The sequence below is a fragment of the Sulfurovum lithotrophicum genome (assembly GCF_000987835.1).
Lineage (GTDB): Bacteria > Campylobacterota > Campylobacteria > Campylobacterales > Sulfurovaceae > Sulfurovum > Sulfurovum lithotrophicum.
Window position 1 is genome coordinate 669,926 of sequence record NZ_CP011308.1, and the last position, 15,197, is coordinate 685,122.

Consider the following 15,197-nt stretch of genomic DNA (forward strand, 5'->3'; position numbering starts at 1 on the left):
CCGTATGTTTTCTTGGGATGACAACCCGGACCTGAATATCACGCCACTGGTGGATGTGATGCTGGTACTAATGGCTATTTTGATGATCACGGCTCCTACTATCAATTTTCAGGAACAGATCGATCTTCCCCAGGGTTCCAAGACAGTCAAGGTGAACAAGCCCAGAACTTTGACGATCAGAATGGACAAGAAACAGAAGATCTATCTGAACAATGATACCTATGCCCTGGATACTTTTGCTGATGACTTTGTCAACAAATCGGCTAAAATGGATAAAAACTCCGAAGTCTACATCCGGGCGGACGAGCAGCTTAAGTACAAAGATGTGATGTACCTTCTCAAAAGTGTCAAGGCTGCAGGCTTCGAGAAGGTCTCCCTGATCACGTTATGACAAAGTACTCTTTCACCGTTATCTCCGGAGTACTGGCTTTTCTTGCCTATTTCACTGTTATCGCCCTGTTGATCTTCTATTTCAATACACGTGATGAGACCAAAAAAGAGCATTTCGTCAAAAAAAATGAAAACCGCATACAGGTGGCACTTGCTTCGCCCAAAAAAGTGACTGTGCCAAAAAAGAAAGCAAAACCAAAGCTGAAGCCAAAACATAAACCCAAAACAAAACCTAAAAAGAAGAAGACAACCCATAAAAAAGTGATCAAGGAAAAAGTGGTCAAAAAAAAGATCGTCAGAAAAAAAGATATCAATGCTACCAAGCCTAAAAAGAAGGCAAGAGATCTTTTCAAGAATGTAAAGACGAGCAAAAAGAAAAAACTGAACATACGGGTTTCGGACAAACCGATTAAAACAAAATCCAAGAACGATCTTATCAAGGTCAGCAGTATGAGTGCAAGTGAACGTATCAATGCCTCACTGCAGTCAAAGCAAAAGAGTGACAGAGGGGTTGAGAATGCCTATTTTGCCCATGTACAGAGAATGCTTGAAGAATGGCCGGCACAGAGTAACTATGCCGGTGAGAAAGCCACCGTCATTCTTACGATACAGCCAAGCGGGTATTTCGAGTTTCGTATTGTTTCCCAGTCTAACATTCCCGCTTTCAACCATGGCTTGAGGGAATTCCTCGAACAGTTACAGGAAATTGGTTTCGGCCCGCACCATGCAGGACGGCCTTACAGATTCGAGGCGGAATTCATCGCTAAGGATTGATCGGTTTGTAAAACATCGCCGACATATACCCCACAACCGAACTTTCATCATGCGTTGTATTGGCAGAAGTACTGTAATCCAGAAGCTTTGAAGAAAGACCAAGTTTTTTAGCCGCAAGTATCATTGCTGTAATGCCCGTGATCCCGCAGGCTTCACACTGCTTCAGCTCATTTGGATCAAGCTTGGCTACGGCTCTCAGGCAATGTCTGTCCAGCATTTTTGCTTTTTTCAACGGATAAAAATGGCTCAGGTCCGAGCTGATGACAACGGCATTGTCTGGATTGTTCAACAGTGCTGTGATGATCATTGTGAGTTCTTTTGGAGAGACATCACCATAGATAAGTTCAATGACCTTTATTTGGTGGAAGTAGTGTTTGATAAAAGGCATCTGTACTTCAGTGGAGTGCTCTTTTTCATGTGCTCTAGGGTCGAAACCTATGTTGAATTTTTTAGCCAGTGCAAAAAGATATGGGGTATCGATCTTGATATCACCGCAGGGGGTTTCATAATTTTCAAAATAACTTGCAGAGACACCTTTGAAGTAGTAGTGATGGCTCGGGCCGATGACAATGATGCGTTTGGGTTTAGTGTGCTTCAGGAACCGGTAGGCAAAGTTGGCGGTAAAACCGCTGTAAATGTAGCCGGCATGGGGAACAATGACGGTTCTAGGTCTGATATCAAGTATCTCTTTTTTGATGGAGAGCCTGTCAAAAGCTGCATTGAATCCCCGTATGTAACGCTTGACCTCTCTGCATCTTTCAGGATAGAAAGAGCCGGCAACGGCAGCTTTGCGTATGCCCTGAGGCATCACTCCTCCTCATACTTGGTGACGTGATAGACTTCGATATCGGGATGGTGTTTGAGGCAGTCACCCGGCAGTCCGGCTTTCATGCACAGAGAAGAGAAGAAAGCATCGAAATTAGGCAGCTGCTCCCATACCTGCGGCAGGTAGGTGGCCTGGTATCCGTCGTAACGGAGAACAACACCGTCCTTCATGGGAACGATCTTGCTTCTGAGGTCTTCGACATCCCTGTACTGCAGCGGCTTGGGCTCGGAGAGTATGGAAACCTCTATTTTGATATCTTTCAGCTCTTCGGGGGTCAACGGTGGAAAACGCGGGTCGTGCAGGGCTGCCGCCTGCGCATTGGAGATAATATCCTTGTAGAGCGGACGGTATGCCTGCAGTGAACCGATGCATCCTCTCAGCTGATCGTTGGGTCGTTTGTTGATGGTCACAAAGGCCGCCCCGTTCTCTAAGAGTTCCGGGTATTTTTTTAATACACCTTCAAGATCAAAATTCTCAGGTTGGTTAAGTGCAACGAGTATAGCAGCTTTTGCCAGCCCTATTAGTACTTCTTGCATGATTCGCCTCCATTTATTTTATCTTTTACATTTTATTTTAACATAAAAAGAATAACCGGAAACCTGGTTAAAGTTTTTCTTTAATATTAATTAATGAAGATTTTAAGTCTGCCTTGATACAATGCACTTTTAAATACTTTAACATTATATAAAAGGAACAATTTTGAGATATCTTTTGATCCTGTTGTTTTCCCTGCATCTTTTTGCGGTCGATGCTTCCATGAAAATAGAGAAGGATGTGGAGCACCGTTCGCGTATCGCTCTGGTGGACGGCTCGTCGGTTTCGAACGGGAAACTTTTCAAAATACTGCTTTCGGACTTCAAGATCTCCGGCCATTTCCTGGCTGACAGCAGACCGCGCAAAGGTGATTTTGCTTCAGGCTTCATTTCTCCTGAACTTAAAAGTAAAGAGTATATCGTCAAGTACCGTTTTACACAGCCTGCTGGAGTGAAACTCGAAGTACGCCTGTTGAAGGCTTCAGATGGTTCACAGCTATTCGAGAAGAGTTATGCTATCCACAATAGCAGGAAAATGCCCTTTTTGGTACACAAAGCCGTCTATGATATCAACAGGGTGCTGAAGTACCCGGATATCGGTTGGATCAACCGATATGTGGTCTTTGCAAGATATACGGCACCTAAACGCAGTGAGATACTTCTGGCGGACTATACCTTTACCTATCAGAAAGTGATCATAAGAGGAGGGTTGAACCTTTTCCCAAAATGGGCAGACAGTACACAGAAGAGTTTCTACTACACTTCCTATGCCGGATTGGTCCCGATACTGAACAAGATCAATATCTATAACGGATCCAAAAGCAAGATCGCTTCCTCGGAGGGGATGATTGTCTGTTCGGATGTCAGTCCCGATGGAGGGAAAGTACTCCTGACCATGTCTCCGGAAGGACAGCCTGATATTTACGAGATGAGTCTCTTTACGGGTTTCAAGACTAAGGTGACGAAATTCAACGGTATTGATGTCAGCGGAAAGTATCTAGGCAACGGCAGTCAGATCGTCTTTGTGTCCAACCGGCTCGGGTATGCGAATATCTTCAAGAAATCCATCAGCTCAGCCGCAGTACAGCAGGTTGTCTTTCACGGACGTAACAACAATGCGGTTGATGCGCATGGTTCGAAAATAGTCTATTCGAGCAGAGAGAGCAGCAATGCTTTTGGAGGGAACAGATTCAACCTTTATCTGACTTCCGCCAATGGAGGCAGTTCACGGCCGCTGACGACCACAGGCAGCAACCAGTTTCCCCGTTTTTCGACAGACGGCTCGGTAGTACTCTATATTAAACAACAGGGAAGCAGTTCATCGATTGGTTACATCAATTTGGAGAGTGCACAGAGTCTGCTTTTCCCTCTGGGCGGCAGAAAGATACAATCGATTGATTGGTAGAGAGAATAAAGGATAATATGTAATGAAACAGACACTATGGATAACAAGTGTATTTGCGGCACTGCTTTTGAGCGGGTGCGGACAGACGGCACCGACACTGAATAGCACTTCAGGCGGCAAGAATAACTTTACGGACGCTACGGAAATTACGGGAGATACGGTGACAGTCAATGAGAGCGGAGCTGAAGGCAGTTTGGGCAACAGTAGTGCCGATGGCTTTCGTTCTGTCTATTTTGCTTTTGACGACTACAGTATATCGGGAGCAATGCAGAGCAAGATCTCGGCGGATGCCTCCAGAGCGGCCCAAACATCAGGGAAGATAAAGATAGAGGGGAACTGTGACGAGTTCGGTACCGATGAGTACAACTATGCACTGGGCCTCAAGCGTGCCAAAGCGGTCAAAGATGCTTTGCGTGCCGAAGGGGTTGATACGGCAAGAATGGTCATGGTGAGCTACGGTGAAAGCAACCCGGTATGTTCTTCTCCGACGGACAGCTGTTATGCAAGGAACAGAAGAGTTGACCTCAGGCTGGCAAGGTAATCAGGGATGAGACACAATACGCTTTTTTACCGTTCTCTTCTGCTTTTGCTTGCAGGGACAGGTATGCTCCTGGCAGAGCCGTCAGTCTATGGTAACCGTGACAATGCACCAAACTATGATGACAGTTACAGTAACCGTGGTAAAAAACCGGCTAAAGTGGTGATCACCGAAAACCGGGACAGTATTGTCCGTCTCAAACATCGGATAGCAGAGCTTGAAGAGCGTATGGACGGCCTCTCTTCTCTGGTGGAAGGGCTGAGTATCACCATTAATGAACTTCAGGCTCCGGGAAGACTGCAGCAGTCACAAACTAATACTCCCAATACAGATAACACGGCACTCCTCAAAGAACTTGGAGCGATGATTGATCGGATCAATGAAAATTATGTGAGTAAAGAAGAATTACAGCGGATCCTCAAGTCAAAAGGGAGTTATGTTGCCCCTAAAAAAGAGAAAAGTACCGTGTCAACAGAAAGTGATTCTCTTGGGAAAAGTTCCAATGCCAAACTTTACAGTGAAGGAGTAAGGCTTTTCAATAAAAAACGTTATAACGAAGCCAAAAAACGTTTCACGATTACCGATACAAAAGGGTACAAGCCTGCCGCATCGAACTACTACCTCGGAGAGATCGCCTACTATACGAAAAAGTATGATGATGCGATCTTCTATTTTAAAAAGAGTGCCGGTCTGTACGACCAGGCGAGCTACATTGATACACTCCTGCTGCATACCGGTGTCTCCCTTGAAAAAACAGGAGATAAAGCACAGGCAAAAGCTTTTTATGAGAATATCATAGAAAATTACAGCGGAAAGAAAAGTGCGAAGATCGCTAAAAAGAGGCTCGAGAAGTTATAAACCTATAACTCCTTTGTGCGTTTGTATGCCTCTTCAATGGCATCCATACAGGCAGAGCGTACATTTCCCTTTTCCAGTGCCCCGTAGCCTGCAGCAGTGGTACCTCCCGGGCTCATCACGCCATCCTTCAGCAAAGCAGGGTGTACTTCCTGGATCAGTTTTCCAAATCCGTTGAAGAGTCCACGCATGGCAGCCATAGCATCTTCTCTTTTAAGCCCCTGCTTGACTGCACCGTCGGCCAGTGCTTCTGCAACGAGCGCGAGATAGGCAGGTCCGGAACCGGCCAGTGCCGTGGCAATATCTATCTCTTTTTCAGAATTGAGCCAGAGAGTATCACCTACGGCGCCAAGGAGGGATTCCGCCTCTCTTTGGAAGCGGTGGTCTCCTGTCAGTGTGGTCATAGAGGCACCGACACTGGCGGCGAGGTTCGGCATAGCCCTGACGACCGCTTTGCTTTTAATATGTTTTTTCAGTTTCTCCAACGAAGTTCCTGCAAGAACAGAGAAGAGTACTCTGGCCTTTCCTTTAAGTTGTTTCCCAACCTCTTCGACATTGGCAGGTTTGACACAGAGCAGAATGGTTCTATCCGTTATATCGAAACCATCGAGAAGATATTTGTCGATCCGGCTCTCAAGACCGGATTCGAAACGGTCGAGCTTCTCCATCTCTCTGCCTACTACTTCGATATTGTATTTTCCTTTGAGGCCTTTGGCGATACTCAGCGCCATATTGCCGTTACCAATGAATGTGATTGTTTGCATCATAACTCACTTAGATTAAATTGGATCAATTATAACACATAAAATTGTAGGGTGCGTTTGCCAACACATCTTTATTTGGTATAATAACCGCAATTATTTTATAAGGAATCAAAAAAATGGAAGCATTTTTAGAAGAAGCCAAAGCGTCAAGCCGTGTGCTTGCCGGCATCAGTGGAGCGGACAAGAACAGGATACTCAAAGAGATGGCGCAGGCACTCAGAGCCAGTACGGCAGAGATACTCAAAGCCAATGCACTGGATATGGAAGATGCGGACAGAAACGATCTCACTCCGGCACTGAAAGACAGACTGCTGCTCGACGAGAGCAGGGTCGAAGGGATGGCGGTTGCCGTTGAGGAGATAGCTGCACTCAAAGAGCCTGTAGGCCGTGTACTTGACGGCTGGGTAACAGAGGATGGTTTAAAGATCGAGAAGGTCTCCGTGCCTATCGGTGTGATCGGCATCATTTATGAATCACGCCCGAATGTCACATCCGATACGGCAGCTTTGAGTTTCAAGAGTTCCAATGTATGTGTGCTCAAAGGTGGGAAGGAAGCGCAACATTCCAATGAAGCCATTGCAAAGGTCCTAAGAGCAGTACTCAAGCAAAACGGTTTGCCTGAAGCACTCATTTCCCTGATCCCCGATGCCTCGCGTGAAGGGGTGGCAAAACTGATCAAGATGGACAAGTATGTCGATCTTATCGTCCCGCGTGGGGGAGAAGGGCTCATCCGTTATGTCTCGGAGAATGCTTCCGTGCCCGTTGTCAAGCATGACAAAGGACAGTGCCATACCTATATCGATGAAGATGCCAATGTGGAGAATGCCATCAGGATCGCCATCAATGCCAAAGTACAGAGACCGGGAGTCTGCAACGCGATGGAAACACTGCTGGTCGATGCTGCCATTGCCAAAGAGGTACTGCCTCTGCTGAAAGAAGCTTTCGATGAAGCACATACCGAACTTAAAGGGTGCAGTGAAACACAGGAGATAATAGAAGTAGCACCGGCTACGGAAGTGGATTTCGATACCGAATACCTGGCAAACATACTCAATATCAGGGTGGTAGACAGTGTCGAGGGTGCCATAGACCATATTGTCCGCTATGGTTCGGGACACTCCGAAGCAATCATCACGGAGAATATCACTACGGCAGAAGCCTTTTTGAACGGTATCGATGCGGCAGTGGTCTATGTGAATGCTTCCACGCGATTCACGGATGGCGGTGCTTTCGGTTTCGGTGCGGAGGTTGGTATCAGTACCAATAAGCTCCATGCACGGGGACCGATGGGCATAGAAGGATTGACAACTTACAAATTCAAAATTTACGGTTCGGGACAAATTCGTTAAAAATACCAAAAAGCTAAGCACCTCTAAAGTTTGCTTGGTTACAATACCACAAATTCAATATTAGGAAAATAAATGGCAATTGCAAATGAAAACAGTGTCGTAGGCATTGAATACGAAGTAAAAGAAGCAGGCTCATCAGAAGTCGTAGATACGAACAAAGGTGCACAGCCACTCGAGTTCATTACAGGTAAAGGGCATATCATCCCGGGTCTTGAGAATGCGCTTGTAGGTATGGAAAAAGGCGAAAGCGGAGACATCATGGTCAAAGCGGCAGACGCGTATGGTGAAGTGAACCCTGAAGCGAAACAAACTTTGCCTATCGAGCAGTTCGAGGGTGTGGATCTTAAAGAGGGAATGACACTTTACGGACAAGGCGAAGATGGTCAGACAGTACAGGTAACCGTTACCTCATTCAACGACAAAGAAGTGCAGGTTGACTTCAACCATCCTTTGGCGGGTAAAGACCTTATGTTCTCAGTAACGGTACTTGACGTAAGAGATGCAACAGATGAAGAAGCTGCTACCGGTCAGGTTGGCGGTGAACAATGTGATGACGGCAGCTGTGGCTGCGGACACTGATTTCCGTATAAAGAAGTCCGTCAAGCATTTCTGCCAGACGGACTGAACACTGCAAAACCTTCAGCTTTTTACAGGCAAAGCTTCGAAATATATTTTCAAAATGAATAAAACTCAATGATATTTACACCTATTTTTGTTATCATTAACTTTATATATGCCCTGCAATTTATAAAAAATTGCGTGTGAAAAAGGAAATATATGTCAAAAAATGATAACGTGTTTGATATCAGTATGCTGTTGATGACACTCTTTTCCTCCCTGGAAGTCATACGTAATGAAAAGAACATAGAACTTGTTTATGATGTAGACCTCACCGTTCCTAAAGAGTTAAAAGGTAACAGTGACGTTCTTCTGCATCTTTTGACACAGGTACTTACTTTTGTTTTACAGAATACTGAGAACAAAGAGGTTGTCCTTTCTATTAGTGCACCTGAAGATTTCCTCTATGAAGAGCTTGTTACTTTTGCAGTAAAGGAAAGTGGTATCAATGAGATGAAAATAGATACTTTCATCGAGAACCGCCTAACTGAAAGTCTTGAAGTACTTTCTGCAGAGATAGATAAGAACGAAACGAAAGGTGAAGATATTGTCATTAAAATGCCTCTGAAGGTAGATGATATAGGAAACCAACGCCACTACAGACTGCCGGATATCTCAATGCTTGGTAAAAAAGTATTGCTGATCTGTGCCAAAAAAAGAGTAGCGGCGAGTATCGAAAAAATGTTCAGGTATTTTCTCTATGAAGTGGATGTGGGATTGGAAGCCTATAAAAAACAGGGCAGTAACCTTTCACGCTATGATATTGTGGCTATTGAAGCCGCTTTGGCAACGGAAAAGCTTGAAGAACTTATTGAACGTGTCCAGAAAAAACACTCTTTGAAATATGTTATTATAGAGAATGCAAACTTTAATATGGCAAAAGCCAATCATCCGAAGGTTCAAACGGCTTACCTGATCAAGCCTGTGATGCAGGAGAGTATTTTTGAATTGATCATAGAACTTTTTAAGGATGATGTTCTAGATAGAACGATTCGCTCCGATTCGATTGAAACAATCATTGATATGAAAAAATATATCAACTATGACCGCTTGCTTGAGGCAGAGAAGTATGTGTTGCAGGCGAAAAAAGAGCATGAAAGAAAAAAAGTGACAGAGCAGGTGGCAGATACACCTTCTCTGCCTGTCCTGGATACTGAAGTTGGATTAAAGAATGCAAAAACAGTCGGGATGGATTACAAACAAAAGCTAAGAAATTTTCTTGATGATTTCAAACGTTCCGATATCTTTTTCAGGGACAATGTCAAGGATAAATTGATCTGGAAGACCAAAGAATTCCTTATCGATGTGGAGAAAGAGGCACGATTTATCGGTGCACTGCGTTTGACAGCCGTGATAGAACAGGCCAGTATGCTTTTTGTGTACGATAAATTGGAAGACCTGCCGCTCTATGTCAACAAGTATCATCTTGAACTGGTGAGACTTGTTAAGGAGATAAACAAATACCTTAAAGGCTAATCTTCACTCCTCGTATGGTTCAAAATCCTCTTTTCTGACACCACAGTCAGGACACTCCCAATCATCCTGTAACTCTTCAAAAGCAGTTCCCGGAGTAATCCCGGAGTCGGGATCTCCAAGTGCAGGATCGTAAATGTAGCCACACACGGTACAGATGTATTTTTGATTCATAATTATTCCTTTCTGCATGATTTCTCAATAAAAGATGGTAAAATACCTAAATATTTTAACGAAGTCTCTGTGGATACAGTGTGTAGTGCAGAACTTCGATCCAAAGGATTATGATGTCAGCAAAATGTGCGTTTTTATTTCCGGGACAGGGTTCCCAGGCTGTAGGTATGGGAGAAGATTTCTTTAACAATTCAGATGTAGCAAAGCAGATGGTGGCCGATGCCGGCCGCAGAACGGGTATCGATTTTGAGAGACTGCTTTTTACAGAGAATGATGATCTTGAGAAAACAGAATTTACACAGCCTGCTATTCTGCTTGTATCTTCTATAGCCCATAAGCTGTTTGAAGATGAAATGCCTATCAGACCGGTTTATGCGCTTGGACATTCGCTTGGAGAGTTCTCTGCACTGGTATCGGTAGGTGCTTTAAATGTAACGGATGCAGTTGAACTGGTGAACCTCAGAGGTAAACTCATGGCGGAAGCCTGTGCCGGTCAGGATGTGGGTATGCTGGTCTCTTTGGGGCTTGCCGATGATGTGGTAGAGAAGATCTGTGAAGAGCAGAGGGCGGCAGGCATGAAAGTATGGCCGGTCAATTACAATGCCGAAGGTCAGATCGTTATAGCAGGTATCAAGCCTGATCTGGAAAGACTTGAGCCGATCCTTAAAGAGGCGAAGGCAAGAAGGGCAATGCTGCTCAATATGTCCGTGGCATCACACTGTCCATTACTTGAAAGTGCGACGGCACCGTTGGCAGAAAAACTGCAGGAAGTACTCAGAGACGAGTTCACCGCACCTGTGGTCTCGAATGTCACAGCAGAGAAGTACAGCAGCAAAAAAGAGGCGTTGGAACTGCTACCCAGGCAGCTTGTCTCTCCTGTACTCTACAAACAGTCCATCTCCAAGTTTGATGATGAAGTTGATTGTTATATCGAATTCGGTCACGGCGGGGTACTTAAAGGTTTGAACAGAAAAGCGACAAAAAAACCGCATTTTGTGGTCTCTGACATGGCCTCCCTTGCAACAACGATCGATGAGATCAGAAAGCTGGGTGCATAGGATGGCAAAAAAGATCGCAATCATGGGAGCAATGGTTGAGGAAGTCGACCCATTCTTGGGTACGAATGAACATGAACCGCTGCTGAAATACTTTAAGAAGCACAATGATGTGACATACGGAAACAATCTCTACCATGAAGCAAAATACAAAGATCTTGATATTGTACTTGGATACTCCAAGATCGGTAAAGTGAATTCCGCATTGACCGCAGCGACGATGATAGAACATTTCGGCTGTGATATGGTACTTTTTACCGGTGTGGCCGGAGCGATCTCACCCGATCTGAAGATCGGTGACCTGATCGTTGCGACGCAACTGTGTCAGCATGATCTGGACATTACGGCCTTTGGACATCCCCATGGGTACGTACCTGAAGGCAAGGTGTATGTTGAGCCTTCAAGAAACTTGATACGTATCGCCAAGAGCGTGGCTGATGAAAAAGGTATTGATCTGAAAAAAGGTGTGATCGCAACGGGTGACCAGTTCATTGCGGACAGCGAACGAAAAGAGTGGATAGCTAAAACCTTTGATGCTGATGCACTTGAAATGGAAGGAGCATCGGTTGCTGTAGTATGTGACGCACTCAACGTTCCCTTCTTTGTCCTTCGGGCTATCAGCGATGCAGCCGATACCGATGCAACTTTTGATTTCGATGAATTCCTCAAACATTCTTCACAGGTTAGCAGTAGTTTCATTATGGCAATGTTGGAAAAACTTGTAGCTGAACAGGCATGAGTATGTCCCAAAGAGACAGTAGATTTACACCACAGCTCAAAATGAGCAAAAAACTCCTCAAGGTCATCGGAAAGACCAATGCAGAGTTCAGACTCATAGGTGAAGGTGACAGGGTCCTTGTAGGCCTGAGCGGAGGAAAAGATTCTCTGGCTTTGGTCCATGGGCTCAAGCATATACAGAGGCATGCACCTTTCCGTTTTGAGTTTGAAGCCTGTACCGTCAAGTACGGTATGCCAGATGAACATTACGAATTTCTCTCAAAACACTGTGAAGAGTACGGCATTAAACATACGGTGTACGATACCAATATCTTTGAGATCTCACATGATACCATCCGTGAAAATTCCTCTTTCTGTTCCTACTTCTCCCGTATGAGAAGAGGGGCTCTGTATACCTTTGCGGAGCAGGGAGGCTTCAACAAAGTGGCACTCGGGCATCATTTTGACGATACGGTCGAGAGTTTTTTTATGAATATGTTCTATAACGGTACCATGAGGGCCCTGGCCCCCATTTACAAGACGGGAAGAGGCTTTCATCTTATACGGCCACTCATTCAAGCCAGGGAATCACAGCTAAGAGCTTTCGCGGATGACAATAACCTTCAAGTCATAGGAGACGAAGCCTGCCCTGCCATGCTGAAAGATGTGAAAATGCCGCATGCCAGAGCTTCAACAAAAGCATGGCTGGCAGGACTTGAAGCTGAGAATAAAGACATTTTTAAAATGTTCAAAGCTTCGTTTAAACATATCCATGATGATACTTTTCTTGACCCAGAGCGTTGGGATAGGAATGATATAGATAAAGAGGACTAAGCTCTTTACCTATGTTGCTCTCCGGAAGTGGAGACTTTCAGTCCCACTAAAAGTCCAAATTATTATCTTGTTCTACACAACTTCCAAAAATGATAAAAATAAATCAGCAGCTAAAATAGTTGAGATAATTTCTAAAGATTTTGATAAAGATTTTATAAAAGATGAATTTAAGAAATTGACGAGCATAGGAAACGATTATCGTATTCGTCATCATGAACAAAACAAACTTGAATTAACTAGTAATCATACTAATTATTTCTTTTTTAGAATGTTGACTTTGATTGATTTATGTTTGGTGTATCTAAATGAAGAAAATGAATGAAAGAAGCTATTTAAAACAATATACTTCTATAAATAACTTGACAAAAGAATATTAAAAACCTATAATATAGGTAATAAAATATAGTTAGTAGGTTATAACACCTATAAAGTAGGATAAAATGTTAGAAGAACTTTTTGGTTCTAAGAATCGTGAGCGTGTGTTACAATATATCTTAGCTAGAGGTGAGGGGTATGCTAAAGAGATAGCAGATTTTTATGAGAGCAGTATAGACCCAATACAAAAACAACTTGAACGACTAGAACTGGGTGGTGTTTTGGTAAGTAAGACAGTGGGTAGAACAAGGTTGTTTATGATGAACCCACGTTATGCTTTTAAAGATGAACTCATTTCTCTGCTTGAAAAAGCAAGAGCATACTATGAGCCGAAAGAGCAAGAGAGACTTCTTATCTCACGTAAACGACCCAGGCGTACAGGCAAGCCTTTATGAAGTCTGTAAAAGAGATGAACATGGAAGAATTGGCAGCATATGTATGTACAGCTTTGGAAAATGAAGGGATAGATACAGTACTTTCCGGCGGTTGCTGTGTTGAACTCTATAGTCATGGACGATATACTTCTGATGATATTGATCTTATCGATAGATATAACGGGGGACATAGAAAAATAAAAGAAATTATGGAAAAATTAGGATTTAGAGAATATAGTATGAAGCGTTATTTTGTTCATGATGATACATCTTTTTTCATAGAATTCCCCAGAGGTCCTTTAGGGGTAGAGGATGCACCTGTTGAAAAGATTGCTACACGAAAAAGTGAAACGGGTATATTAAAATTATTGACACCGACTGATTGTATTAAAGATAGATTGGCAGCTTACTATCATTGGGGTGATACACAATCTTTAGAACAAGCAGTATGGGTGGCACAGGCAAATGATTTTGATATGGAGTCTATTAGAGTGTGGTCTTTGAATGAAGGTATGCATGAGAAATACACTATATTTGAAAATAATGCAAAAGAAGAAAAATGAATTTATTTAAAATAAAAACCTCAGGTCGTATAGACAAAATACTAGCTACAGAATTAGACGTAAGCCGCAACCAGGTTGAAAAACTTGTGAAAGATGGTTTGGTTTCAGTGAATGGAAAAGTTGTCACTAAAACCAGTTTCAAGGTTGTAGAGGGTAATGAAATTTCATATAAATTCAAAGAGGCTGAGAAACGTGAGCCTGTTGAGATAGACTTTGACGTCGAGATACTGTATGAAGATGAGTATCTCATGGTGGTGAACAAGCCCAGTGGACTGGTGGTGCATCCTGCTCCTTCAGTGAAAGAGCCTACACTGGTGGACTGGCTGGTGAAAAAGGGGATCTCGCTCTCTACTATTTCGGGGGAAGAGCGCCACGGTATCGTGCACCGCATTGACAAAGAGACGACGGGTGCGCTGGTGATTGCCAAGGACAATAAAGTGCACGAGATGCTCAGCGAGCAGCTGCAGGACAAGAGTATGGGGCGGTATTATCTGGCGCTGATAGACCATTTTCTCAAAGAGGATGTGGTCGTCGACAAGCCCATAGGACGCAACCCGCATAACAGACTGAAAATGGATGTTGTACCGCATGGAAAACCGGCGAAAACGGCTTTTAAAAAACTGTTGACATCCATGCATGATGTTGAGTTGATCGCCGCAAAACTTTTTACGGGAAGAACCCATCAGATACGTGTTCACCTCAATACGCTGGGACGGCACATACTGGGCGATGATTTATACGGTTTTAAGAGCAAAAGAGATAAAATTCCAAGAGTTTATCTGCATGCATATCTGTTGTATCTTATCCACCCGGTCACCGGTAAAAGAATGGAGTTCGTTGCTCCGCTTTTTGACGATATGAAACTGTATTTATCCAAATATTTTGATCAAAGTGATATAGATGAAAAAATCGATCCTCTTACTCTGGGCTCTCGCTTTACTGACCTTTAGCGGCTGCGGTTCCGCCATCAAGGGATTGATGGTCTACGGCAAAGACCCCAGCCTGCCCTCGCTCGGAACCGTACGGACGCTTCCGATGATGAGTTCCGTCGGTTTCGAATGGGATACGATCAAAAATGACAAGGTACACGGCATCAATGTTTACAGAAAATCTCCCGACACCAAAGACCCCGAAGGAAGGGAGTTCAGGCGAGTCGGCAGCATAGGCAATCGGTATGCTACGCATTTTGTCGATACGCATGTAAAACCGGACAGACGATATGTCTACAAGTTCACTACCTTCTCTTTTGGAAAAGAATCCACACCGGGGACAAGGGTTGAAGTGCGGACGAAACCCACTTTTGCACCGGTCTCGTTCCTGAAAGCATATAAGGCAGGACCGACAGCGGTCAAACTGCTTTGGCGACCGCACCCCAGTGACAAGATCAGCAGTTATATCATTGAAAGATCGGTCAATGGCGGAGAGTGGCGGTTCATGGCGCAGGTTGAAGGCGTGCTGATGGCGGAGTATATCGATACACTGGTACGCGGAGGCAACACTTATGCCTACCGCATCATCGCCAAAAGCTATGAGGGTATCAAGTCCAGTCCGAGCCAGGTCGCCCGTATAACACTCTAAAA

20 protein-coding genes are annotated in these 15,197 nt (G+C 44.1%); 16 read left to right on the forward strand and 4 right to left on the reverse strand.

All coding sequences use genetic code 11. The annotated features are described in order from the left end of the window. The first annotated feature begins 4 nt into the window (after window positions 1-4). Together YH65_RS03240 and YH65_RS03245 are read left to right on the forward strand one after the other, a co-directional pair. Window positions 5-391 (forward strand): biopolymer transporter ExbD, encoded by a 387-nt coding sequence (locus YH65_RS03240; RefSeq protein WP_046550604.1) that lies wholly within the window; start codon window positions 5-7, stop codon window positions 389-391. After that, the gene (locus tag YH65_RS03245) at window positions 388-1,164 is read left to right on the forward strand and encodes a TonB C-terminal domain-containing protein (protein WP_046550605.1); all 777 of its coding nucleotides are present in this window, start codon (window positions 388-390) and stop codon (window positions 1,162-1,164) included. The genes YH65_RS03240 and YH65_RS03245 overlap by 4 nt, the downstream gene beginning before the upstream one ends. Here YH65_RS03245 and amrB read toward each other — a convergent pair. Both amrB and amrA read right to left on the reverse strand, forming a co-directional pair. Next, on the reverse strand, window positions 1,154-1,972 hold the full coding sequence (amrB, locus tag YH65_RS03250) for an AmmeMemoRadiSam system protein B (RefSeq protein WP_046550606.1): 819 nt from the start codon (window positions 1,970-1,972) through the stop codon (window positions 1,154-1,156). The genes YH65_RS03245 and amrB overlap by 11 nt on opposite strands. Continuing rightward, a complete protein-coding gene (amrA, locus tag YH65_RS03255; protein ID WP_046550607.1) occupies window positions 1,972-2,526 on the reverse strand; it encodes an AmmeMemoRadiSam system protein A in 555 nt (184 codons plus the stop codon). The genes amrB and amrA overlap by 1 nt, the downstream gene beginning before the upstream one ends. Window positions 2,527-2,689: 163 nt before the next feature. On the opposite strand from amrA, the gene tolB reads away from it, so the two are divergent. The 3 genes from tolB to YH65_RS03270 are packed head-to-tail and all read left to right on the forward strand — an operon-like array spanning window position 2,690 to window position 5,324. Then, a complete protein-coding gene (tolB, locus tag YH65_RS03260) occupies window positions 2,690-3,928 on the forward strand; it encodes a Tol-Pal system protein TolB (protein WP_046550608.1) in 1,239 nt (412 codons plus the stop codon). Window positions 3,929-3,950: 22 nt separating this feature from the next. Further along, window positions 3,951-4,469: an OmpA family protein gene (locus YH65_RS03265; protein WP_046550609.1), complete on the forward strand. Its 519-nt coding sequence runs from the start codon at window positions 3,951-3,953 to the stop codon at window positions 4,467-4,469. A gap of 6 nt (window positions 4,470-4,475) precedes the next feature. Next, window positions 4,476-5,324, forward strand: coding sequence for a tetratricopeptide repeat protein (locus YH65_RS03270; RefSeq protein WP_046550610.1), 849 nt, complete (start codon window positions 4,476-4,478; stop codon window positions 5,322-5,324). A gap of 2 nt (window positions 5,325-5,326) precedes the next feature. Here YH65_RS03270 and YH65_RS03275 read toward each other — a convergent pair whose 3' ends face one another. After that, window positions 5,327-6,085: a pyrroline-5-carboxylate reductase gene (locus tag YH65_RS03275; protein WP_046552000.1), complete on the reverse strand. Its 759-nt coding sequence runs from the start codon at window positions 6,083-6,085 to the stop codon at window positions 5,327-5,329. A 116-nt stretch (window positions 6,086-6,201) separates the two neighbouring features. On the opposite strand from YH65_RS03275, the gene YH65_RS03280 reads away from it, so the two are divergent. From YH65_RS03280 to YH65_RS03290, 3 genes are all read left to right on the forward strand, one after another. Further along, the gene (locus YH65_RS03280) at window positions 6,202-7,434 is read left to right on the forward strand and encodes a glutamate-5-semialdehyde dehydrogenase (RefSeq protein ID WP_046550611.1); all 1,233 of its coding nucleotides are present in this window, start codon (window positions 6,202-6,204) and stop codon (window positions 7,432-7,434) included. A gap of 72 nt (window positions 7,435-7,506) precedes the next feature. Further along, window positions 7,507-8,013, forward strand: coding sequence for an FKBP-type peptidyl-prolyl cis-trans isomerase (locus YH65_RS03285; RefSeq protein ID WP_046550612.1), 507 nt, complete (start codon window positions 7,507-7,509; stop codon window positions 8,011-8,013). A gap of 198 nt (window positions 8,014-8,211) precedes the next feature. Further along, window positions 8,212-9,528 (forward strand): hypothetical protein, encoded by a 1,317-nt coding sequence (locus tag YH65_RS03290; protein ID WP_046550613.1) that lies wholly within the window; start codon window positions 8,212-8,214, stop codon window positions 9,526-9,528. Between the two features lie 3 nt (window positions 9,529-9,531). On the opposite strand, the gene rd is transcribed toward YH65_RS03290, so the two are convergent. Continuing rightward, complete coding sequence (gene rd / locus YH65_RS03295; protein ID WP_046550614.1) at window positions 9,532-9,699, reverse strand: rubredoxin; 168 nt, start codon at window positions 9,697-9,699, stop codon at window positions 9,532-9,534. Between the two features lie 113 nt (window positions 9,700-9,812). Here rd and fabD point away from each other — a divergent pair, with 113 nt between their 5' ends. The 8 genes from fabD to YH65_RS03335 all read left to right on the forward strand — a co-directional run bounded on the left by fabD (window position 9,813) and on the right by YH65_RS03335 (window position 15,195). Beyond that, entirely contained in the window at window positions 9,813-10,757 is a 945-nt protein-coding gene (gene fabD, locus YH65_RS03300; RefSeq protein WP_046550615.1) for an ACP S-malonyltransferase, read from the forward strand. A gap of 1 nt (window position 10,758) precedes the next feature. Next, a complete protein-coding gene (locus YH65_RS03305; protein WP_046550616.1) occupies window positions 10,759-11,493 on the forward strand; it encodes a 5'-methylthioadenosine/adenosylhomocysteine nucleosidase in 735 nt (244 codons plus the stop codon). Window positions 11,494-11,495: 2 nt separating this feature from the next. Beyond that, window positions 11,496-12,305 carry a tRNA 2-thiocytidine biosynthesis TtcA family protein gene (locus YH65_RS03310; RefSeq protein WP_046550617.1) on the forward strand — a complete coding sequence of 270 codons (810 nt, stop codon included), beginning with the start codon at window positions 11,496-11,498 and terminating at the stop codon, window positions 12,303-12,305. A 67-nt stretch (window positions 12,306-12,372) separates the two neighbouring features. After that, on the forward strand, window positions 12,373-12,627 hold the full coding sequence (locus YH65_RS03315; RefSeq protein ID WP_046550618.1) for a hypothetical protein: 255 nt from the start codon (window positions 12,373-12,375) through the stop codon (window positions 12,625-12,627). Between the two features lie 118 nt (window positions 12,628-12,745). After that, entirely contained in the window at window positions 12,746-13,075 is a 330-nt protein-coding gene (locus YH65_RS03320) for a helix-turn-helix domain-containing protein (RefSeq protein ID WP_046550619.1), read from the forward strand. 20 nt (window positions 13,076-13,095) lie between these two features. Further along, window positions 13,096-13,617 carry a hypothetical protein gene (locus YH65_RS03325; protein WP_245609218.1) on the forward strand — a complete coding sequence of 174 codons (522 nt, stop codon included), beginning with the start codon at window positions 13,096-13,098 and terminating at the stop codon, window positions 13,615-13,617. After that, window positions 13,614-14,567: an RluA family pseudouridine synthase gene (locus tag YH65_RS03330; protein WP_046550621.1), complete on the forward strand. Its 954-nt coding sequence runs from the start codon at window positions 13,614-13,616 to the stop codon at window positions 14,565-14,567. The genes YH65_RS03325 and YH65_RS03330 overlap by 4 nt, the downstream gene beginning before the upstream one ends. Further along, entirely contained in the window at window positions 14,518-15,195 is a 678-nt protein-coding gene (locus tag YH65_RS03335) for a fibronectin type III domain-containing protein (protein WP_245609219.1), read from the forward strand. The genes YH65_RS03330 and YH65_RS03335 overlap by 50 nt, the downstream gene beginning before the upstream one ends. The last annotated feature ends 2 nt before the right edge of the window (window positions 15,196-15,197 follow it).